20 protein-coding genes and 2 pseudogenes are annotated in these 21,047 nt (G+C 42.1%); 7 read left to right on the top strand and 15 right to left on the bottom strand.

Annotated features, from left to right (window positions below; all coding sequences use genetic code 11):
- On the bottom strand, positions 1-618 hold a 618-nt coding region (locus Q0541_RS29850; RefSeq protein WP_298919740.1), incomplete at its 3' end, for an Rpn family recombination-promoting nuclease/putative transposase.
- 102 nt (positions 619-720) lie between these two features.
- On the opposite strand from Q0541_RS29850, the gene Q0541_RS29845 reads away from it, so the two are divergent.
- A complete protein-coding gene (locus tag Q0541_RS29845; protein WP_298919737.1) occupies positions 721-2,010 on the top strand; it encodes a lipid-A-disaccharide synthase in 1,290 nt (429 codons plus the stop codon).
- Between the two features lie 574 nt (positions 2,011-2,584).
- On the top strand, positions 2,585-3,457 hold the full coding sequence (locus Q0541_RS29840) for an FkbM family methyltransferase (protein WP_298919735.1): 873 nt from the start codon (positions 2,585-2,587) through the stop codon (positions 3,455-3,457).
- A gap of 149 nt (positions 3,458-3,606) precedes the next feature.
- Here Q0541_RS29840 and Q0541_RS29835 read toward each other — a convergent pair whose 3' ends face one another.
- The 5 genes from Q0541_RS29835 to Q0541_RS29815 all read right to left on the bottom strand — a co-directional run bounded on the left by Q0541_RS29835 (position 3,607) and on the right by Q0541_RS29815 (position 8,471).
- Positions 3,607-3,993: a hypothetical protein gene (locus tag Q0541_RS29835; RefSeq protein WP_298919733.1), complete on the bottom strand. Its 387-nt coding sequence runs from the start codon at positions 3,991-3,993 to the stop codon at positions 3,607-3,609.
- A gap of 122 nt (positions 3,994-4,115) precedes the next feature.
- On the bottom strand, positions 4,116-4,574 hold the full coding sequence (locus Q0541_RS29830; RefSeq protein WP_298919731.1) for a type II toxin-antitoxin system YhaV family toxin: 459 nt from the start codon (positions 4,572-4,574) through the stop codon (positions 4,116-4,118).
- Positions 4,567-4,902 (bottom strand): hypothetical protein, encoded by a 336-nt coding sequence (locus Q0541_RS29825; RefSeq protein ID WP_298919729.1) that lies wholly within the window; start codon positions 4,900-4,902, stop codon positions 4,567-4,569. The genes Q0541_RS29830 and Q0541_RS29825 overlap by 8 nt, the downstream gene beginning before the upstream one ends.
- 528 nt (positions 4,903-5,430) lie before the next feature.
- A complete protein-coding gene (gene mutS, locus Q0541_RS29820; RefSeq protein ID WP_298919727.1) occupies positions 5,431-8,025 on the bottom strand; it encodes a DNA mismatch repair protein MutS in 2,595 nt (864 codons plus the stop codon).
- A gap of 158 nt (positions 8,026-8,183) precedes the next feature.
- Complete coding sequence (locus tag Q0541_RS29815) at positions 8,184-8,471, bottom strand: hypothetical protein (RefSeq protein ID WP_298919725.1); 288 nt, start codon at positions 8,469-8,471, stop codon at positions 8,184-8,186.
- Positions 8,472-8,728: 257 nt separating this feature from the next.
- Here Q0541_RS29815 and Q0541_RS29810 point away from each other — a divergent pair, with 257 nt between their 5' ends.
- Entirely contained in the window at positions 8,729-9,895 is a 1,167-nt protein-coding gene (locus Q0541_RS29810; RefSeq protein ID WP_298919723.1) for a transporter substrate-binding domain-containing protein, read from the top strand.
- A 67-nt stretch (positions 9,896-9,962) separates the two neighbouring features.
- Here the strand turns inward: Q0541_RS29810 and Q0541_RS29805 are convergent, their stop codons facing one another.
- From Q0541_RS29805 to Q0541_RS29790, 4 genes and pseudogenes are all read right to left on the bottom strand, one after another.
- Positions 9,963-10,142, bottom strand: coding sequence for a hypothetical protein (locus Q0541_RS29805; protein WP_298919721.1), 180 nt, complete (start codon positions 10,140-10,142; stop codon positions 9,963-9,965).
- A 540-nt stretch (positions 10,143-10,682) separates the two neighbouring features.
- The gene (locus Q0541_RS29800) at positions 10,683-12,074 is read right to left on the bottom strand and encodes an ATP-binding protein (RefSeq protein ID WP_298919719.1); all 1,392 of its coding nucleotides are present in this window, start codon (positions 12,072-12,074) and stop codon (positions 10,683-10,685) included.
- A 79-nt stretch (positions 12,075-12,153) separates the two neighbouring features.
- The gene (locus Q0541_RS29795) at positions 12,154-12,696 is read right to left on the bottom strand and encodes a methanogen output domain 1-containing protein (protein ID WP_298919717.1); all 543 of its coding nucleotides are present in this window, start codon (positions 12,694-12,696) and stop codon (positions 12,154-12,156) included.
- Between the two features lie 44 nt (positions 12,697-12,740).
- Positions 12,741-13,289, bottom strand: a pseudogene (locus Q0541_RS29790) (alkaline phosphatase D family protein); the annotation flags it as partial.
- Between Q0541_RS29790 and Q0541_RS29785 the strand changes: the two are divergent.
- Positions 13,267-13,533 (top strand): annotated as a pseudogene (locus Q0541_RS29785) (ATP-binding protein); the annotation flags it as partial. The pseudogenes Q0541_RS29790 and Q0541_RS29785 sit on opposite strands and share 23 nt — an antisense overlap.
- A 112-nt stretch (positions 13,534-13,645) precedes the next feature.
- Here Q0541_RS29785 and Q0541_RS29780 read toward each other — a convergent pair.
- From Q0541_RS29780 to Q0541_RS29770, 3 genes are all read right to left on the bottom strand, one after another.
- Complete coding sequence (locus Q0541_RS29780) at positions 13,646-14,749, bottom strand: AI-2E family transporter (RefSeq protein WP_298919715.1); 1,104 nt, start codon at positions 14,747-14,749, stop codon at positions 13,646-13,648.
- Positions 14,750-14,850: 101 nt separating this feature from the next.
- Positions 14,851-15,288: an NUDIX hydrolase gene (locus Q0541_RS29775; protein ID WP_298919713.1), complete on the bottom strand. Its 438-nt coding sequence runs from the start codon at positions 15,286-15,288 to the stop codon at positions 14,851-14,853.
- Between the two features lie 28 nt (positions 15,289-15,316).
- A complete protein-coding gene (locus Q0541_RS29770; protein WP_298919711.1) occupies positions 15,317-15,790 on the bottom strand; it encodes a hypothetical protein in 474 nt (157 codons plus the stop codon).
- Between the two features lie 530 nt (positions 15,791-16,320).
- Here Q0541_RS29770 and folD point away from each other — a divergent pair.
- Both folD and crtE read left to right on the top strand, forming a co-directional pair.
- Positions 16,321-17,208 carry a bifunctional methylenetetrahydrofolate dehydrogenase/methenyltetrahydrofolate cyclohydrolase FolD gene (gene folD, locus Q0541_RS29765; protein WP_298919709.1) on the top strand — a complete coding sequence of 296 codons (888 nt, stop codon included), beginning with the start codon at positions 16,321-16,323 and terminating at the stop codon, positions 17,206-17,208.
- Positions 17,209-17,392: 184 nt separating this feature from the next.
- The gene (gene crtE / locus Q0541_RS29760; RefSeq protein ID WP_298919706.1) at positions 17,393-18,325 is read left to right on the top strand and encodes a geranylgeranyl diphosphate synthase CrtE; all 933 of its coding nucleotides are present in this window, start codon (positions 17,393-17,395) and stop codon (positions 18,323-18,325) included.
- Between the two features lie 178 nt (positions 18,326-18,503).
- On the opposite strand, the gene Q0541_RS29755 is transcribed toward crtE, so the two are convergent.
- Positions 18,504-18,632, bottom strand: a complete 129-nt coding sequence (locus tag Q0541_RS29755; RefSeq protein ID WP_298919704.1) for a hypothetical protein — start codon at positions 18,630-18,632, stop codon at positions 18,504-18,506.
- A 227-nt stretch (positions 18,633-18,859) separates the two neighbouring features.
- On the opposite strand from Q0541_RS29755, the gene Q0541_RS29750 reads away from it, so the two are divergent.
- Positions 18,860-19,315 carry a divergent PAP2 family protein gene (locus Q0541_RS29750; RefSeq protein WP_298919701.1) on the top strand — a complete coding sequence of 152 codons (456 nt, stop codon included), beginning with the start codon at positions 18,860-18,862 and terminating at the stop codon, positions 19,313-19,315.
- Positions 19,316-19,818: 503 nt separating this feature from the next.
- On the opposite strand, the gene Q0541_RS29745 is transcribed toward Q0541_RS29750, so the two are convergent.
- The gene (locus Q0541_RS29745; protein ID WP_298919699.1) at positions 19,819-20,430 is read right to left on the bottom strand and encodes a L,D-transpeptidase; all 612 of its coding nucleotides are present in this window, start codon (positions 20,428-20,430) and stop codon (positions 19,819-19,821) included.
- Positions 20,431-21,047: the final 617 nt, after the last annotated feature.

The raw sequence follows: 21,047 nt of genomic DNA, 5'->3' as shown, positions 1-21,047 counted from the left end.
AATATCTTGATAAATCACAGATTCGCGCATAGTATCACTCCGCAAAATTTTTGTAATCAACTCTTTATCTAATACTAGCCCAGCTAATACTGCTGTTGATGCAGCAACATTACTGCGGATTCGGGTGTCTTTTAATGCTTCAATAACTTGGGCAACTTCTTCTAAAGTTCGTGTTTTATCCTCGGTTTGACTTAAAGCTGCAAACGGTAGCAAACCTGGAGAATTGAAAAATACTTCTGTTGGCTGTTCCCAAAGTCGAATTACTTCAAATCTGTGCAGGCTATTTTCTAGAACAAATTCCGTTTTATAGACTAGCTCAGAATCGCTTGGTTTTAGGTAAATAACTACCTGACGCATTCGTTTGTGGGGAAATTTTCGATCCACCCGCAAACGATAATCACTCATCCGAAAGGGAATATCGGCTTTGGGTACAGTTTGGAATTCAAGATGGAGAACAACCTCATCTGACTGCAATAAAATTAGTGCATCGGCGCGGATGGGTTCGAGGGATAATTCAGATGGACTAAGTTCGGTAAGTGTAATTGGTTTACCGAGTAGCCATGTTGCAAAGTCGGCTGAAAATGACTCTGCGAGGAACTTGCAGACGTTATCGAACATAGCCTGCAATTATATCAGTAATGTTGTGCCTTTAGAAATTAGGAACGAATTAGGTAATATTTCCCTCTTGACTAATGGTCCCTAACTCCTGACCATTAACTAATGACTCAAGTAGATATTCTCATCCTATCAAATGGCCCAGGTGAGGTAACAACCTGGGTACGTCCAGTAGTGAAGGCCTTGCGTCAAGAACTAGGTGATGACCGTTCTGTGGTGAGGATTTCTGTGGTATTATCGCCTTGCTCAAATGCTAGTGGTAAAGAAGCTGCGATCGCTCTTTCTTACCCAGAAGTTGACAGAGTTCAAGGACCAGAGCATTTTTGGCAATTTTTGCTTCGGGGCAAAACATTTGAAAATTGGGACTGGAGAAGTCGCGGTGTAATTGTTTTCCTCGGTGGCGATCAAATTTTCCCCGTAGTCATAGGCAAAAAGCTCGGATATCGCACAGTGATTTACGCCGAATGGGAAGCCCGTTGGCATAACTGGATTGATCGCTTTGGCGTGATGAAACCCGAAGTTGCTAAGGGTGTCCCCCAGAAACATGCTCACAAATTCACCGTTGTCGGTGATTTGATGCTAGAAGCAGCAGGTGAAGCCGGGGAAAGCCTAGATTCAAATTCCCTTCTGCCTATCACTTCATCATTCAAAACTGAATTGATTGGTCTACTGCCTGGGTCAAAAGCGGCAAAATTAGCCCAAGGAGTACCATTAAGTTTAGGCATTGCCGAATACGTTCACGCAAAAAGGCCCCAAACCAAGTTTGTGATTCCTGTAGCCCCGACTTTGGATTTACAAACGTTAGCTAGTTTTGCCGATCCCCAAAATAACTCTATTGCTGAAACCTTTAGCTTTGGTGGTGCTGACTTAATTATCCCAGAGGACGCTAAAGGCAAGGCATTGCTCAAAACAACAACGGGCTTAACTGTAGAACTGTGGCAAGAAAACCCTGCCTATGACTTATTATCCCAGTGCTGTATCTGCTTGACTACAGTGGGGGCAAACACTGCTGAACTCGGTGCTTTAGGAGTGCCGATGATTGTTTTGCTACCAACGCAGCAACTTGACGCCATGCGTTCTTGGGATGGTTTACCTGGGTTGTTGGCAAATCTGCCGGGGGTAGGTACCACCTTTGCGAAGGTGATTAATTGGCTATTCTTGAGACTCGTGAGAAATAAAGGTTTATTAGCGTGGCCAAATATCTGGGCACAGGAAGAGATAGTGCCTGAACTTATGGGTAAAATCGAACCGCAAGAAGTTGGGGAAATGATACTAGACTTATTAGCTCATCCAGAAAAATTGGATGAGATGCGAAGCAAGCTACATAGCGTTCGTGGCGAAAACGGCGCAGCACAGAGGATAGCACAGATTGTTTGTGAGGAAATTGGCAAATAGGGGTTTGAACACAACCAAAGGGTGCAGAGGCACTAATACCGCAAGGCGGAAGTCAAAAGTCAAAAGTCAAAAGTATTATGGAATGGGCTTTTTAGGAATTTTAAATGGTTGCTCTATTTACGCCGTAACGTACTAAGGCTTTCATATGTGTGCTTTTTAATAGACCTGTTGCATAAATCCGATTATCCCCTAAAATTCAAAGTCACTGGCTCAGATATTTAGCCTGCCTACGTAGGCTAAATATGTGATTTAACTTTAAAAATCTGCTTCATCCTAGTCACAAATTTAATTCATTAAATATTTGTGCAATAGGTACTATACTATAAAAATATTTGTCAGTAAGTGAATTTGAGCACATGAATAATGTGATCCAGGTCACTTACCGGGAAATAGGCACAATCATACCATCTTCTGGAATTGAGAATGCAGTAACAGGGCATGGGAAACTTGATACCCCCTCTGGGGATAAGGGGCGATGGGGCATGAGATGTGTTACCAATGCCCTATACCCTATGCCAAAAGCCGCTTTCATGAAAAGTTTTTGAAGTATAGATAGGGAAGTATAAGACTTACTATGATATCAAGTTTACAAAGGAAATTTAATTATTTCACAAATCATAGGGCTTTTAAAGAGTCTCCTCTGAAAGTTACTTTCCGTTTAATATATTGGTGGATAGTTTGTCAGCTTTCTATTCCACAAACAATTTTAGTTAAAAAGTGGAATGTTCGCTTTTTTTTACCGCCTGCTTTTTATAGAACAGGGAATACTAGTCTCTTTGTTTTCCGTGATACTTATGAGCCTGAATTAGGTTATATTGAGCGCACCCTCGCATCAGGTGAAGTGTTCATAGATGCAGGAGCCAACTGTGGTATTTATACCTTGTTGGCTAGCAAATTAGTAGGAGATTCTGGACTAGTTCTTTCCTTTGAACCAGGAGTAGAATCTTTAAAAAGTATTGAGCATAATCTAGAAATTAACAGCGTGAATAACGTCAAGTTATTCAAATCGGCACTTTCTGAAGAAGAAGGTACAGCTAAGTTGTATCATATTGAAAATGCTCCTACGAGTTATTCTTTGGGATCAGATAAAAGTGAAGAGATAAGTTTTGAAGAGGTTCCGATCACGACTCTCGATCATGTGTTGGCTGATGAAGGGATTGAGCGAGTGGATTTTATCAAGATGGATGTAGAGGGAGCAGAGGAACTTGTCTTTCGGGGTGCAACTTCATTATTTAATCGGATGAAACCAAAAGTGATATTTGAGATCAGTTCTCAAACAAGCGCAAGACTTAATTTGTCAGCTGATGGAGCCTTCAATTTTCTTAAGGAACTTGGTTACCAGTTTTTCAAAGTTAAAAATACGGGCGAACTGTTCAGCTTTGAATCTCCTGAAGGTCAAAGAGGAAATATTTTAGCAATTCATAAGGATGATTTAGTGGCAGGTTAATATAATTGCACATTTGTCAATAGGTAATCGGAAAAAAGGGATAAATTTAGCTGAGGTCAAGGTTTGCTGATGGCTTTGACCACACCTAAACCCTGGTTTATAGAGGCGACAGCTTACTTCACCGGAGCTGTCGCTTTGTATTACTATTGCTAATCCGAAGACTGTCCATCTCTTCGCCCTAGTTCATAAATACCGCAACCAATACAGGCTAGTATACCTGTGCTAATTGCCCAACTGCGACCTAAACTGATTTCCACACCCCAGTTACATAAAGCGCCAATAACCAGAAAAGGCACAATGCTAAACAGTGAGGCGTAAAAAGCGTTTTGGGATTCTCTGGCTTTACGAGTCCTTTCAAATTCTGACTGGCTGGTGTAAAGCGATCGCTCCGCAAAGTTAAACCAGCGGTTGAGTTGCTCGATTACCCATTCACCGACTGGGTTGAAACCTAGATATAGCGCCAATGACCACAAACTCGCTCCAGCGATCGCGATCGTATCTAATTCAAAACGGAAAGGCAAAATTTCAGTCAGCATGGCTTAGGGGAGTCCTGCAAAGGGTCAACTTTACCTGTCAGTAGATGCTAAATAAACCTCTTGTGCAATTTTAAGCATAAACGTCAACAAGATTTCAACTACTTGGCAATTATCCCGCTCCTTTAATCCTCTGTTACCTCACAATCTGTCAACAACTTATCTAAACTGTCTGGAAATGTCCCTCGTTCAACCATCTTAGTAAACACCTGGTAGCAGTCATTTTTCGCTCCCTCTTTACGTGGAAACCCTAACCACAAAATTACAATTACTTTCAACTGTTCCGTATCAAACGCCCTAAAAAACAGCCGATACCGTTCCGGTAGACCCATCTTTTTCATGCGTCCATAGCGTTTTAACGTCCCTGTCAAGGCAAAATGACTTGCAAACGGGTCAGAAGGGATCTTAGTTTCAATTGCAACAGTAATCGCTGCAAATAACTTTACCGTTGCATGGGTTTTATATTCAGCCTCTGGTAATTGCTCCTGTAAACCGGAAACGCGCTCAAATAATTCTTGATATTGAGTACCGAACAGTTGTGGATGAAAGTAAACTCCCCACCCATTACTGACAAAATTAGCCATCTTCTAATGACTCATCGTCTAATTCCACACCTGCAATTAGTTCGCGGGCAGTCTCAGACATTTCAATTGTATAAGGTTGCAGTGTGTTATTTTTGAGCGTTTCTGTCAAAGCAAAATTGAGAAACAGCCGCATCATTACTGAATCTTCTGCATCTTCATCATCACCAGATTGAGCTACAATCCGCAAAATTGCACTATCGGGCGACAATACCTCTATCCAACCATCTGCATTGGCAAACTGAGGATGCTCCCGATAAAACTCAGCAGGTAGCCTAAACCCTGCACTGTTACCAATTTTGGTACTACGAATGCTGTAAGAGTTGCTCATCTTCAGGCGTATCTACATGACGTACTTACATAATAGTAATTTATCACGCAATGCATCGGCTTACAATGTTACAGCAGAATTCAAGTATTTAAACCACATCTGTCGTAGGGGCACAGCATTGCTGTGCTTGTAGGACGTGGTCTATTTCCCTTAAAACTTACGCATAAGAGATCCCCCAATCCCCGATAAATTGGGGGCTTTTGAGATCCCCTCTTTTTTAGGGGGGCTAGGGGGGATCGAGGTTTCATGTTTTGAGTGGTCCTGTCCCTGAAAATAGCTGTAATGCATTGGCTTGCATTGTTAATGCGTTGGCTTACAATGTTAATGCGTTGGCCGCATTGTTAATGCGTTGGCTTACAATGTTAATGCGTTAGCTTACAATGTTAATGCGTCGGTAGCATTGTTAATGCGTTGGCTTACAATGTTAATGCATCAACTTGCATTGTTAATGCATTGGCTTGCATTGTTAATACGTCGGTCGCATTGTTAATGCATCAACTTGCATTGTTAACGCATCAACCTGCAAAATTAATCCAGACTTTGCAGCCCCATCGCAATCTTACTGTGTTTCTCAATTTGTCCCATAACTTGTTTTGCTCGTTGAATCACCACCGCTGGTAAACCCGCCAATCTTCCCGCTTCAATCCCATAAGACTTATCAGCGCCTCCCGGTTGGACTTGATGCAAAAAGATAATTTGGTCGGGTAATTCTTTCACTGTGACTTGATAATTAGCCACATTCGGCAAAATGCTAGCCAGTTCATTTAACTCATGATAGTGAGTCGCAAAAATCGTTCGCGCCTGAATATCCACTGCTATATATTCTGCGACTGCCCAAGCTATGGAAAGACCATCAAAAGTTGCCGTTCCCCGACCAATTTCATCTAACAATACCAGCGACCTAGATGTGGCATGGTTGAGAATATTCGCCGTTTCATTCATCTCCACCATGAACGTAGATTGACCAGTTGCAAGATCATCTACTGCACCTACACGGGTGAAAATGCGATCGCATATTCCTAATCTGGCAAACCTAGCTGGCACAAAACTACCAATCTGCGCCATTAACTGAATTAATCCCACCTGACGCAAATAACAACTTTTGCCACTAGCGTTTGGCCCGGTGAGGATAATCAAATCAGGGAGTGGGGAAATTTCTTCTTCACTAGTTCCTACTCCCAACTCCCCACTCCCTAGTTGAGTCGAATTCGGCACAAAGAAACCAGGAGGTAAAGACTGTTCCACTACTGGATGACGGCCATCAACAATGTTTATCTCCCTTCCTGGCAACATTTCTGGACGACAGTAACCTTGATGCACCGCCAACTCAGCCAAACCACACAACACATCCGCCGCCGCCACTGCCCGAGAGAGATTGCGAATTACCTCCGCTTCTTGTGCTACCTCTTCCCGCAACGCCGTAAAAATCTCATATTCCAACTGATTTAAATCATCCCGCGCCGTGAGAATCCGGGCTTCTCGTTCTTTCAAATCTGGGGTGATGTAACGTTCTTCATTCGTCAGGGTTTGCTTGCGGATGTAATTAGCCGGCACTTGGTCGGCTTTGGTGCGGGAAATACTGATATAATAACCAAAAGTTTTGTTAAATCCTACCTTCAGTGCCGAAATTCCCGTCTTAGCCCTCTCATCAACTTCTAAATTGGCAATCCATTGCTGGTCTGCTTCTACAGTCGCTTTCCTTTCATCTAATAGGGAACTCACGCTAGGGCGAATCAATCCGCCTTCTTTGATTAGTATGGGTGGCGACTCCACAAGATGCGCGTGTAACTTTTGTGCTAATTCTTCCAACACACTTGGGACTTTCTGCAAAGCTTTGAGGAAAGGAGAACGCGCCTCAGTTACTAAGTGGGATAATTCTGGTAAGCGGGAGAGAGAATCTGCTAAAGCTACTAAATCTCTAGCATTAGCTGTACCAGAACCCGCCCTTCCTGTGAGTCGTTCCAGGTCATAAATTTGGCGTAACAACTGCCGCAAATCTTGACGCAGGGGCGTATTTTCCATCAATTCTTGGATGGTATCTTGCCGCGCTCGAATGCCTTTAATATCGAGTAGTGGCTGCAATAACCACCGCCGTAAAGCACGCCCACCCATCGCTGTACTAGTTCTATCTAGTGCCCAGAGTAGAGAACCGTGAAAAGTGCCATCCCGGACAGTTTGGGTAATTTCCAGGTTACGGCGGGTTTGATTGTCAACAATTAGATAGTCTTTGTCTGTGTAAGTACGAAGTTTCTGGAGGCAAACGGGGTTTTCCTTTTGGGTATCTTCCAGATATTCCAGAAGACCACCAGCTGCGCGGACGGCGAGGGGAAGATGATCACAACCGAGTCCTTCGAGCGATCGCACCTTAAATTTCTGCAATAATCTAGGTCTAGCTTCGGCTTGGGAAAAGGGAACTTGCGATCGCAAACTATAGCAAAATGATGGTGGCAAACACTGTGGAAGATGCGGCGAAGTTTCTCCCGGACGCAGCAAACTACCTAAATCAGGCGCATTTGTGGGAACTAACACCTCTGAAGGTTGCAAGCGCATTAATTCTTGTGTCAAATGTTCTAAATCACTACCTTGAGTCGTGAGAAATTCCCCTGTAGAGATGTCTGCATAGGCTAAACCCCAATGATTTGCGGCAATTACTACTGCTGCTAAGTAGTTATTGCGACTTGATTTGAGCATTCCCTCTTCCAGCAAAGTCCCAGGAGTCAGGATGCGCGTTACTTCTCGCCGCACTAATCTACCAGCAGCTTCAGAAGCATCTTCTACTTGGTCGCAAATTACCACTGCATAGCCTTTTTCTACTAGCATCGTCGTGTAGCGTTCCCAAGCGTGGTGTGGAACGCCAGACATCGCCACTCGTCCCTGTTCACCAGCTTGCTTGCTAGTGAGAACTAATTCCAATTCTTGCGCTAGTTTTACAGCATCTTGGAAATAGCATTCAAAGAAATCTCCAACCCGATACAGCAATACTGCGTGAGGATATTTATCCTTCGTCTCGACATAGTGCAGATACATTTGACTTAGCTTACTGCGGTCTACCTGTCGATGGTCAGAAATAAAAGTACTCGCGTCGGGCTTGTTAGATGGAGTTTCAGAGTGAGAAGCGGTCATAGATGCTATTGAGTTACGCACGGAAATCCCACAATATCTGATGATAGCTTGATGTTAGAGATGAATGGCAATCACTCAAAAATTTTTTACCCTTCGTCATATTAGCTTGCTGATGTAGCCATTGTTGCAGCTAGTGTGGTGAACAGGCGATGGCTTGTCTACGACACGCTACGCGAACGCCAACACCTTCGGCGAACGCAGTATGGCAAAGCTTGGCGAACCTTAGTTACATTCAACAACGCTAAAAGCTTCGGAGCGTGTGTCCTTCTAGTTCTTTTTTCATACTTGCCATTTTTTGAATGACGGGTAGCTGTCTTTAACTGGATATACAAAGTTTCTTTATAAATTTGCTCTATATTCTGATATTGTGCTATAGAACGCTCAATTCCATCTTCCCTAAATTCTTCCCCATAAAATTCTCTTAAAGCATCAATATCAGCAATCAACTATGCTTCCATTATTTGCACCATCAAGTAGCACAGCTCATCTTCAAAATTCACGGCATCTAAAATCCAAGGATGATCTTCTGTTCTATTTCTCAGGTGTTCCCAAGGTGTAGCAGTGGAATCAACTGGAGATAGCGTGATGTAGGATTCAAGAAAAGCGATCAATTTACTATAAGACAGATAGGTTTTTTTGTGGTTGTTTTAGTAGACAATTGGTGGGAAAGAGCCTTTAAAAAAAGCTTAATTCGGATAGTTGAATGAGTGCAGTAATCTTTTCCTTAAATCTGTCAGCTAGTAAGTGTGGAAGAAAGAACACAAAGAACCAAACTAGTAAGTCCGTCATCCTGAATTGCTGGAAGTGGTTGGGAGTTGGATTTTTGGTGTTGGTGCTAATGCCGAGTCAGGTGTCAGCCCAGAAACCAACGAAACCTCTACGCGTGGCGACGGGATTAGCCACACCCTTTGTCTTTAAGAAAAACGGTCAAATCACTGGATTCAGCATTGATCTTTGGCGTAGTATCACTGAGGAGATGAATGTTAAGTCCGAGATATTTGTCAATCCAACTACTCAAGATTTGCTGTCTGCTATTAAGTCTGGTAAGGCAGACGTGGGAATTGGCAATATATCTATCACTGCCGAGCGAGATAAAGACTTTGATTTCTCTCAACCGATGTTTGAATCAGGACTTCAGATTTTAGTACTAAATCATGAGAATAGTGTCAGCTCAGTACCAAGTTTATTAGCAGTGATTTTCTCACCTGCCCTAATACAGCTTGTTGGCATCATTTTGGTAATTATTCTTGTGCCAGCCCACATTGTCTGGTTTTTTGAGCGCCACCGTTCTGAAGGAATGATCCCAACTTTGTCCTACTTTCCTGGTATTTTCAAAGCTTGCTGGTGGGCAGCTGCAACCCTGGCTACCCAAGCTGACGAAATGCCTAAGAGTGTAATCGGACGGGTAGTAGCCGTAGTCTGGATGTTTACCAGTGTTGTTTTTGTTGCCTACTTCACGGCTACAGTTACTACTTCGCTAACGGTGGATCGACTACAGGGAAATATTAAAGGTCCAGATGACCTAGTATCCAAGCGTGTTGCTACTGTTATCAATAGTACATCGGCAACCTACCTGCATGAACAAAATATTCAGGTTCTAGAGTTCAATAAGGTTGCTCAAGCTTATGATGCACTTTCACAAGAAAAGGCAGATGCAGTTGTTTTTGACGCGCCTGTTCTCCTTTACTACGCGTCTGGTGAAGGCAAAGGAAAAGTAAAAGTTATTGGCAGTGTTTTTCGCAAGGAGAACTATGGCATTGTCTTTGGGGCAAATAGTCCCTATCGAAAGCCTGTTAATAAAGCCCTGCTAACACTACAAGAAAACGGCACTTATCAAAAGCTTTATCAAAAGTGGTTCAGCACCAATTGAAGAACAGGTTCACTTTTGCTTTATGGTGCGATCGCTCAAGGACATTTTATCCTTTTGTCGGGCTGCTTCAGCGTGTAGGTAGTTGTGGTGGAGGTGGTTCTTGGGATTTTAGCTTGTCATCATCAGTCAGAAGCTCTACATGGAAACCCTTTTGGTAATAGTGCCAACCCAAAATTACAATACTGGCATCACCCATAGAAGTCTTTTCTAGAGCTTGATTGGGAAATTTAGCGGCTAACTCTTTCAATTTTTCCTCTTTCCAAAGAACAATTTGCTCACGGAACTTAGCCCAAGGTGTGGTTTCATCAACTGCATCACTTATGATTTCGGCAAATTTTTTAGCTGCTATACGTTTACTTTCTGAATTTGCTGTTTTAGCCTGTGCAATGTGATTACCTGTTTCAATAACAGCAGCTAAAGGAAGTACCAGCGTTGTTGATTTGGCGATTTCTGCCTGAATTTTTTGATTTACACGTTTAAAACAGTAAGCGTAGCCATGCCGTTAGGCTTATCGCTTGCGCTTCTCTTGAGTTTGGGTATTAGCGGTAAGCGTTCGCGGAGCGTCTCGTAGAGAAGCCATGTCGTAGGCTTATTGCCTGTTCAATTGCCGTTGCTGGAATCGCCGTCTCGATTGCTTTAAGTAGATCAGTACTCTGTATATCAGGAAACACCAACTATAAATCCTTGAGATGTACCACACTCAATTTTAAGGTTTGGGAACAATGTTTAATTTAGATGATTTTCAGCCTTAACTGAACCGTATTGGCATATGCAGGGGATTTTTATATTAGACTAAGCTAACAGGTATCTTCATGACAAATTCTGCACCCTTTCCTGGCATAGAAAAACACCTAAGTTGTCCCTTATGTTTTTCAACTATAATCTGATAGCTTATAGATAGCCCTAGTCCAGTACCTTTGCCCACAGCTTTAGTGGTGAAAAACGGATCAAATAGCTTTGAGCGAACTTGTTCATTTATCCCCAAACCATTATCAGCAATACTAACTGCTATCCATTTTTCATCGATTAGCTCAGTTTTAATTTGAATTTGGGGATTATTTTTTGTCAGTTTTTGATTGTCAGTTGTTTGGGGATTTACTACTGACCACTGACTATTATTCGCTGATGCCTCCAGCGCATCGATCGCATTAACAAGAATATTCATAAATACTTGGTTTAGTTGACCAGCATAGCAAGTTACATTCGGCAGTTGACCGTATTTTTTGATGACTTTGATTTCTGGGTATTTATCATGCCTAGCTTGCAGGCGATGCTCTAAAATCATTAAAGTATTATCGATTCCTTCATGGACATTAACTTGCTTAAGTTCTGCTTCGTCAAGTCTGGAAAAGTTACGTAGAGATTTAACAATTTCCTTAATTCGTTCTGTTCCTCCTTTCATTGACTGGAAGAGTTTAGTTATATCTTGAATCAGAAAATCTAAATCTATTTCTTCTATTTCATTTTGGACTTCTGGGGGAGTAATTGGACAAATTTGTTGATAAATTTGCACCAATTTTAATAAATCCTGGGTGTATTCATAGGCGTGGTGAAGGTTCCCATAAATAAAACTCACGGGGTTATTAATTTCATGGGCAATACCAGCGATCATCTGTCCTAAACTAGACATTTTCTCAGCTTGGATAAGTTGAGTTTGAGTAAGTTGTAGTTCGTTTAGTGTTTCTTGTAAAGCAGTTGTACGTTCCTCAACCCGAATTTCTAGCTCTTGATTTGCTTTTTTGAGTGCTTCTTCCGCTTCTTTACGTCTCTGAACTTCTTTTGCTAACTCATCGATTTTCTGGTTCAGGAGAACGAAATTATTGCTAGCTAAAGTTCTATTTTCCAAACGCAGAAGAATTAAAGCTGAAGATTCAGGAGACCAAGGTTGAATAACGGCTCCTTGACTACGACATATTAACGTTTGTCCATCATGCTTTCGTAAAGTCAAGGAGCCAATAACCATTGCTCTGCTACTTGAACAGGCTTGCAGGTACTTTACAACATCGTTAGTAGACTCGGTTACAAGTTCAAAGAGCATTCTCCCCCGCAGTTCTTGACGGCGTAACCCCAGTATATCTGCTACTGGTTGATTGGTAGCTAACAACTGACCCTCTCCACTCACCAGAAGTAAAGGCTCTGGTAAAACTCTAGCAAATTCAAGAAATTGTTCAGGAGTCATGGGGGTTTTCGGGGTTCAACTTTACTTTACATATCTGCACTCAAGTATTTATCCTGGGGTTAATTTAGTGGTGAAGAGTTTACACAGATTCTAGTCCTTTAAAGTATTCTCGACCTTCTGCATCTTCTGCCTCCTCTGTAAGTTTTAAGTAAACAATAACTCTACATCCAGAAGCACCTTGTGCTATGGTTTCTTGCAATTCTACTTTCGCATATCCCAGATTATTAGCTGCGATCGTCCCAAAAACGTTTGAAGTCATCATGCACATGGCAGGGCGATTCAGCACTTTTTCAGCAAATGGGCAGACGCGATTGCCAAAGACAATTTTTTCATCATTCTGCTCAATTATATAAAAATCGCCCTGGATTCGTCTTTTTAAATCAATCAAGACATCAGCTACCTGCTTACGAGAAAGGTTGGAGACTTCCAGGGCAGATTTGTAATCTTGGTTAATCTGCCTACCCATCCTTTCACCAACTACGCTAATAAATCCAGAGGCTTCTTCTAAGCCAACTACGTCCTGCAATGTGCCAGATAATTCTCTGATTAATGTACGTAAAAATATATCGCGTTCTAAAGAAAGATTAAGTGTAGCTATTGAGTGGTTAAGTGCATTTGTCATAAATTTTGAAGAAACAATCTTGGAACTACAGTTATAGAGTTCCCCTAAATGCCTCTCAAGTAACTTTTTATTGTCTTATCAAGAAAAATTGAAGCTTGTCGTTGCGACAGTTCCCGGTTTTGCAAAGTCTCTTCTAGCCCAGGATACCAATTGTTCCTTGTTTCGTGGTCGTCCCACTGTGCCAATATCGGAACTTCAGCGTTGAAACGCTTGATGCTCTCATCCAGCAAATTGTAAATATAGTTGCCACGAAATTCGGTGAGAGTCTCTGCTACTTTTGATTTTTCTGGTGTAGTGATGTTTTTCCAAATAGTGTCGTCGTCTAGAGTTACTTGTGCTTGAATGGGGCCATCGGCATAAATATTATCGCCAGAATGAATGAAAAAGTCGGGATTAAGTTGGCGCATAGTTTCATAAATTTTCATCCCACCGAAATCAGGATTAATCCCCCATCCCTGATCGGCAGTGTCGCCACCCCAAACAAAGAATATATCTCGCCCAGATTTGGGGGGAGTTCGGAAAGTACCTTTGACAGGAGCGCTGTAGCTGCCTTTATAATCTAAATCTTGGAAGATTACCCTTCGGACTAATCTCACTGATGACAAGCAAGTAATTATTCGTATTTCCGATAATGGCCCAGAAATTCCAGAGACTTTACAAAAGCGATTGTTCGATCCCTTTTTCACCACTAAACCTATTGGAAAAGGAACTGGATTAGGTCTATCTATCAGCTATCAAATTGTTGTGGAAAAACACGGCGGTCAGTTGCAATGCATATCGACTTTTGGCAAAGGGACTGAGTTTCTTATTAAAATTCCCGTTCAACTTAATTCTTAATAACTTCAGAAAAAAGCCGTAAAAATTTAGCGAAAAACAAGCAATAAGCAAAGGATAGACATTTTTATAAATAGTCAACATTCTCAATTTTCCTTCACTTATATCTTGAATTTTAACTATAAGTTCCTGCTCTCTCAGTAATAATTTTTACAGGTTCTGATACGATATCATTTAGCTTATTAAACTCTCCAGCCCGCCAGCTGTCTGTTATATCCTTGATAAAACTGGCAATAGGGATCGCAATTAACAAACCCAGTACTCCTCCCAACTTTGCCCCCAACAACAAAGAAATCACCACCCAGACGGGATTTAAGCCAGTCAAATTACCAAGAATTCGAGGTGCAACAAAATTAGAATTAACTTGGTCGATCGCAACAGCTACACCTAAGACTTCAACTCCTAGCCAAAAGTTTTGTAACGCCACCAACAAACTTACTATGGCGATACCTACTCCTGTACCAAAGGGGAAAAGAGAAAACAAACCAATACCGATACCAAAAAGTAAAGCCAAGGGAACTTGCAGCGCCAAAAATACCAATGTAATTGTCACCCCTAACACAGCTCCCAATGTTGCTTGACCAATGAAGTAATTGTGGAAATCCTCTCGCAGTAATTCCCGCACTTTTAACCCAATGTTACGGGGAAACCACTGAAAAACTCCGTCCCAAAGGCGTTCGCCATTCAATATTAAGTAGATAGTCAGCACTACTGCCAGCAGCACGTTGAGGACAATACCAATGGTATCGACGGCAAAACTGAGAATTTTACCAGTGAAGGACTGAAGTTGGTTAGATAATCGGTCGAGAACTTGGGTAAATAAACCACTTAAATTAATCGGAAGCTGTTGTTGACTTAACGCCCAATCCTGGAAAGCTTGCAGCTGCTGAGTACCAGAATCAATCCAACTGGGCAAAATATTAGCTAGCTCGTTGAGCTGTTGGATAATCAGGGGAACTAAGGTGATGCCTAAACCCACTAAAACCACCACAGTCAAAAGCAACACTCCTGCGATCGCCAGGTTACGTTTTACCCCTTGTTCTTGAAGAAACTGGATTGGATAGTTCAATACAAAAGCTAGTAGGATGGCGGCAGCAATAATACTAATCAAGGGTTGAAAATACTGTACAACCTGGAGTAATAGCCAGCCGTTGAGAATAATAATCGGAAATGCCAATCCTATAGTTAACCATCGCGGTAGTTTGTTTACTGATTGCATTAGTGATGACTCCACAAGAGTTATAACTTTATTTTGGCTTTTGAGGATTGGGACTGGGGACTAGAAAAAAGTTTTCTTATATACCCATACCCTATGCCCAATTAAGTCTGTTGATTTGTCTGGATAAAATCCAATATAATTCGCTGATGCACATTCCCCAAAGGTCGCACTTCGCCAGCGTTTTCCGAATAACAGTTACCTTGGTTAATATCTTCTAGGGTCAATAACCTCATATCCCAGCCTTCATTCAGAACCAGTTGATTTAATTCCACCAAGAGTGGTGCATGAAAGACATGACGGACTACTCTTTCGTCGAAATAACAGCCAAATTCAACAAAGGATGGTAAATTATAGCCGATTTCTTCTAAGATTTCTCGCTTCACTGCTATATCCGGTGTTTCATCAGGTTCGATATGACCGCCAAAGAGTCCCCAGTAACCAGGGTAGAGAATACCGGGGATATTGTCCCGCAGTTGCATGAGAAATTTATTTTTTTGGTAAAGAATTGCGATCGCCACATGTATCGGCTGATTATTCATATGTTCATTTTTAATTTTTAATTGCTGATTACTCTTCTTCTAGATAAACTTCCCCCAATTCTTTACCAGCTAAGGGGATACTTCGGTAGCGAACTTTACCCTTAATCACCACTTGTGCCCCCTTGGCCAGATTCTTTTGATTGGTAATAACCCAAATTTTGCCAGTCGAATCATTAATTTGATAAGCCCACTGCTTGATCAGAGGAGCTTGCTTTTCCACCTGACCTTGAATGTAAACTGTAGCCTGATTGTCTTGTTCTGGTTTAATCTCTCGAATTGGGGTGACATTGCTACCAATTTTAAAATTAGTCCCATTCAACCCAGACGAGGTAAAACTACCACAACTACAAAGTCCCACCACCAATAAAAAAATCAACCCCAGGCGGTAAGAAACAATACTCTGCCTATACAAGAATGAAGGTGACAAATTTCTCCTTTGTTGCATGAAAGCCACCGATTGAGCAAATTTTTGCTTCACTGCTTGCTTTGTCGCCAGTTTCATCAGGTCAGTTCCCATTTATACTATGTCTCTACGGTTTCAAAAACATCCTCTCAACTGAGCAAAAAAATGTTTTGAATTTGATCCTTAATTCTTTATTCTTCAGATAACGCCGTTGATCTGAGAAAATAAACATTATGGATTTACTGTGAGAAAAAGGCTACGACATCAAACAGGAACACAAGAATAGTCAAAAGTCAATCAATTTTGGATTTTGGATTTTGGATTTTGGATTCACCCCGACCACGAAAGCGAACAACGGGACGTACCCCTACGGGGATCTTGCTACGCGTTAGCTCTCCAAGAGTTGTACGGGTACTGGGCTGCTGAGGACAATGGAATTGAGGATAATGGAATTGTTCTGCCCACGTTTGGACGGGGCATCAACCAAAAAAAATCTAAAATCTAAAATCTAAAATTGGCACGGTCAAGAGTCAAAAATCAATATTTTTACTTTGAATTTTGGACTGTTGACTCCGCCTAGACCAGAAGCGGCTGAGTTTTGACAAAAGGCAATATAGCTGAGAATTCTCATGGAAACAAAAACTGCCAAACTCCTTGATGGTAAAGCAATAGCTGCAAAAATTCAGCAAGAACTTTCTGTTGGCATTAGACAATTACAACCAAAAATTGTCCGACCACCTGGTTTAGCAGTGCTGATGGTTGGCGATAATCCAGCGTCAGCGGCTTATGTACGTAATAAAGAAAAAGCCTGCGCTAAAGTTGGTATGGCCTCTTTTGGTAAGCATTTTTCCGCCCAAACTACCCTTGGGGAGTTAGAAGAGGTAATAGCTGCACTAAACCACGATGAACGGGTGGATGGCATTCTTGTGCAGCTGCCCTTACCTAACCACTTGGATGCTGTAACTCTGCTACATCAAATTGATCCCGATAAAGATGCTGATGGACTACACCCAGTTAACTTGGGGCGACTAGTCCGGGGAGAAAGCGGTTTACGCAGCTGCACTCCAGCAGGTGTTATGCGCCTTCTACAAGAGTATGAGATTCCTTTGCAGGGAAAACAGGCAGTAGTGGTAGGACGGAGTATTTTGGTGGGTAAGCCGATGGCGCTGATGCTACTAGAAGCTGATGCCACAGTCACGATCGCTCACTCGCGATCGCATGACCTCAAAACCATCACCCAAAATGCTGATATTCTAATTGCAGCAGTAGGTCGTCCCGGACTGATCAGTGCTGATATGGTGAAACCGGGCGCTGTTGTGGTAGATGTGGGGATGAATCGCGTTACCGATGGTAGTGGCAACAGTCGCTTAATTGGCGATGTCCACTTTGAATCAACCTCTGCTGTAGCAGGATTTATTACCCCTGTTCCTGGTGGTGTTGGCCCTATGACTGTAGCCATATTGTTGCAAAATACATTTGCCAGCTATTCTAGGGCGGTAAGAGAAGAAAGAAAGTGAGGAGTTATGAGTGATGAGTTAAAAGTTAAGAATTCTTATTGGTGACTCCTAACTCCTAATTCCTGTACAGACGCGATTAATCGCGTCTCTACTCCTAATTCCTAACTCTTCATTTTTTCAGCGCCACAGCACCTTAAAATTGTGACGTATAAGACAAAAATCCCAAAATGTCAGGAATTTAAGAATGGTAGCAACTGATAACGTTCATAAGACACCACCAGAGGAAGCCACGTTTAACTTAGCAGCTTATCTAAAAGAGCGACAAAAGCTTTGTGATACTGCTTTGGATCAGGCTATCCCCATCATTTATCCAGAAAAGATTTATGAGGCGATGCGCTACTCGTTATTAGCTGGAGGCAAGCGTGTACGTCCCATTCTTTGCCTTGCTACCTGTGAAATGATGGGTGGAACCATCGAAATGGCCATGCCAACGGCTTGTGCTGTGGAAATGATCCACACAATGTCGTTGATTCATGACGACCTGCCGGCGATGGATAATGACGATTACCGTCGCGGGAAGCTGACGAATCATAAAGTCTATGGCGAAGATGTGGCGATTTTGGCTGGGGATGGCTTGTTGGCTCTCGCTTTTGAGTTTGTTGCCATGCAAACCCCTCAAAGCGTTAAGAGAGAGCTAGTCTTGCAGGTAATTGCCCGTCTTGGTCGGGCGCTGGGGGCAGGTGGTTTGGTCGGCGGTCAAGTTGTCGATTTAGAGTCGGAAGGTAAATCAGATATTTCCCTAGAAACGCTAAATTTCATTCATAAACACAAAACAGCCGCCCTTTTGGAAGCTTGCGTAGTTTGTGGCGGGATCATAACTGAGGCATCACCTGAAGATGTGCAGCGATTGACCCGTTATGCTCAAAATATTGGGCTAGCATTCCAAATCATAGATGATATTCTGGATATCACTGCTACTCAAGAGCAATTAGGCAAAACAGCTGGTAAAGACCAAAAAGCGAAGAAAGTGACCTATCCCAGTATTTGGGGACTTGAGGAATCGCGCTCAAAAGCCCAAGAGCTAGTTAAAGCAGCTTGTGCAGAATTAGAACCATTTGGGGAGAGAGCCAAGTCACTCCAAGCGATCGCTCATTTTATTGCCAGCCGCAATAACTAGTACCGCTTTGCGGAATTTGGAATAATGCTGATGACGCAAGGGTAGCGACTGTGCATAACGTCTGACTCGCTCTAAGCGAACGCAAGAGCGTCTCTAAGAGTTGCCCATGCCGCAGGCTTTACACTGCGCTATTGCCCTTGTCGTGCCGTAGGCAAGACTTGCTAATACTACGCTTACGTTAACGGAATTCCTCTACCGCAAGCGTTTCATTGATTTGGAATAGTGAGGCAGTCCGGTCTTCTCCCATTCGTGAGAGGCTAGCGCCTGCCTTCTTGATGCCCAAAGGGCTGTAGGGGGTTCCCCCCATGAGGAACTGCCGAACCCGAAGGGCTGGTTTATTTACACTATGCTGTACTACTAGTGCCCAGCGGAATTCAAAATTAAAAAAGCTTATTTGATAAGCTTTTAAGCTATTTTGAATAATTGGTCTGTTTCCGCCGTGATGTACTAGGTTAATTTTGGATTTTAGGTTGAATCTAAATGTTTCCTCAACCAACAACTGCTGCTAATATTTACTAACCTAACCAAAATACCATGCAGGACATAGGCAACATTTTAGACAACCGGGTGCTGCTGGTTGCTCTAGTAGCTTGTTTAATTGCTCAAGCACTAAAGCTCGTAATCGAGATCATTAAACATCGCAAACTGAATGTGCGTGTTTTGGTGACAACCGGAGGTATGCCCAGTGCCCATTCAGCTTTAGTTACAGCTCTAGCTGCTGGTGTAGGGCAAACACTTGGTTGGGCATCTCCTGATTTTGCAGTTGCTACGATTTTTGCCATCATCGTTATGTATGATGCAGCTGGAGTTCGCCAAGCGGCTGGTAAACAAGCTCGCATCCTTAATCAAATGATTGATGAATTATTTGATGAAAAACCAGACTTTAGCCAAGACCGTCTGAAGGAATTACTCGGACATACACCTGTTCAGGTAATAGCTGGGTCGGCTTTGGGTATAACCATCTATTGGTTAGCTAGGTCTGCTTATTAAGCTCCGTCTATGAATCTTTGTTTGAGCAGCTCTTTGTGATTGGTAACTGGTAATTTGTCAACCGATTTTGGATTTGAAATTTTAGATTTACCCGATGAATAAATTTAATAACTTCATGATTTTGAATTTGTTCTACAAATAAATACGTTCACTTAAAACCTTTTTAAATTTTGAATTTAAAATCCAAAATTCGGTCAGTTGACAAATTACCACCCTGATAGTAGACATCAGTATTCCAGAAAACTTAATTTTATTTAAATGCCAGCAGTAATGCTTAAAAATTACGACCTACAAACGCGAACGCTGATGTTGTACTCGCAGACTATCTAATTGCGGCAGATTTAACGTAGCTCTCACAAAATGCAAAGTTTTAAACTATATGGTTTAGTTAGCACTTCATCTCAGTTAATGCCTGATAAAATCCATCATTTTTGTAATGTTTCCGATAATAAACCAAATGTTTAAAAATTTGAAAATCAATTTATTAGCTCTTTACTTTTGCGTCATTTAGTTACTAGTACAGGTGTTCCGATTTTCACCAATTCATAGAGTTTACGTACATCATGATTATACATCCGAACGCAACCATGAGAAACTGCTTGCCCAACAGATTTTACACTCGGAGTACCATGAAATCCAATTTCATCCTTTCCATCTGTCCAAAATCCAATCCAACGTTCTCCTAGAGGATTATCTGAGCTTTTTGGAGGAATAATTTCTCTATTAGGAACGAAAGGGTTTTCCCAAGCTGGGTTTTGCACCATGTGAATAATTTTAAATTTGCCTGTAGGTGTTTCCCATCCAGGTTTACCAATAGCTACTGGGTAGCTAGCTTGTAAACTGTCACCCCGATAAACGTAAAGTTTTCGTTCATTAAGTTTAAGTAGCAAATGGATTTCTCGCTTAGAAGTGTTGGGAATTATTGGCTGTATGGGATGCTGGAGTTTGAGTAATAATCGGCGCTTTCGCTCAGAGTAGTTAGAAAGATTTGACCGTAGTGGTACAGGGTTTGATTGAACTTGAGGAGAAACTTGAGAAAAGTTTGGTTGACTACTATTAGTAACCTGAGCAGTGGCGTATGATTGAAGCGAGATCAGTGCTACTATTGTTGTCAAACTAAACTTGAAAGTTCTACAAAAATACATACTACAAATCATTTTCTGTTGGATTAATTATTAATATTATAATTACTTTTAGTCATCAGTAAGAATTCAGAACTCAGATATCAACTAGCTTGAAGTCTGAATTCTGAATTCTGAATTCTGAACTTCCAAATTACTAAATATCGCAAATCAAAAAAGTTCTATCCTCGTGCTCTTACAGGAGATGGAGGTGCTGGTTGGGAGTCTGGAGTTGAGTCTGAGTCTTGTGTTCGAGTTGGAGCTTGTGGTTTTTGTCTTGGTCTTCCACCTGAGTCTTGTGTTCGAGTTGGGGTTTCCTGTCTTGGTCTTGGTCTTGTACCTGGATTTGAATTAGGATTTGAAGGTTGGTCTGGTTTTACGGGGGTTTCGTCTGGTTTTGTAGGAAGTTGGTCTGGAGTGACAGCAGGAGGTTGCTGCGGAGGTGCCGGAGGTTGGTCTGGAGTTGCAGGGATTTCGTTCGGTTTTGCGGCGGGAGGTTGCTGTGGAGTTGCCGGAGTTGGCTGTGGAGTTGCCGGAGGTTGGTCTGGAGGTGCGGGAGGTGGAAGTGGAGGTGCGGGCGGTTGTACTGGTCGAGATGGAGGTATTAATAG

It is taken from the genome of uncultured Nostoc sp., assembly GCF_937863485.1.
Taxonomy (GTDB): domain Bacteria; phylum Cyanobacteriota; class Cyanobacteriia; order Cyanobacteriales; family Nostocaceae; genus Nostoc.
This window is presented reverse-complemented; position numbering and strand designations above follow the sequence as displayed.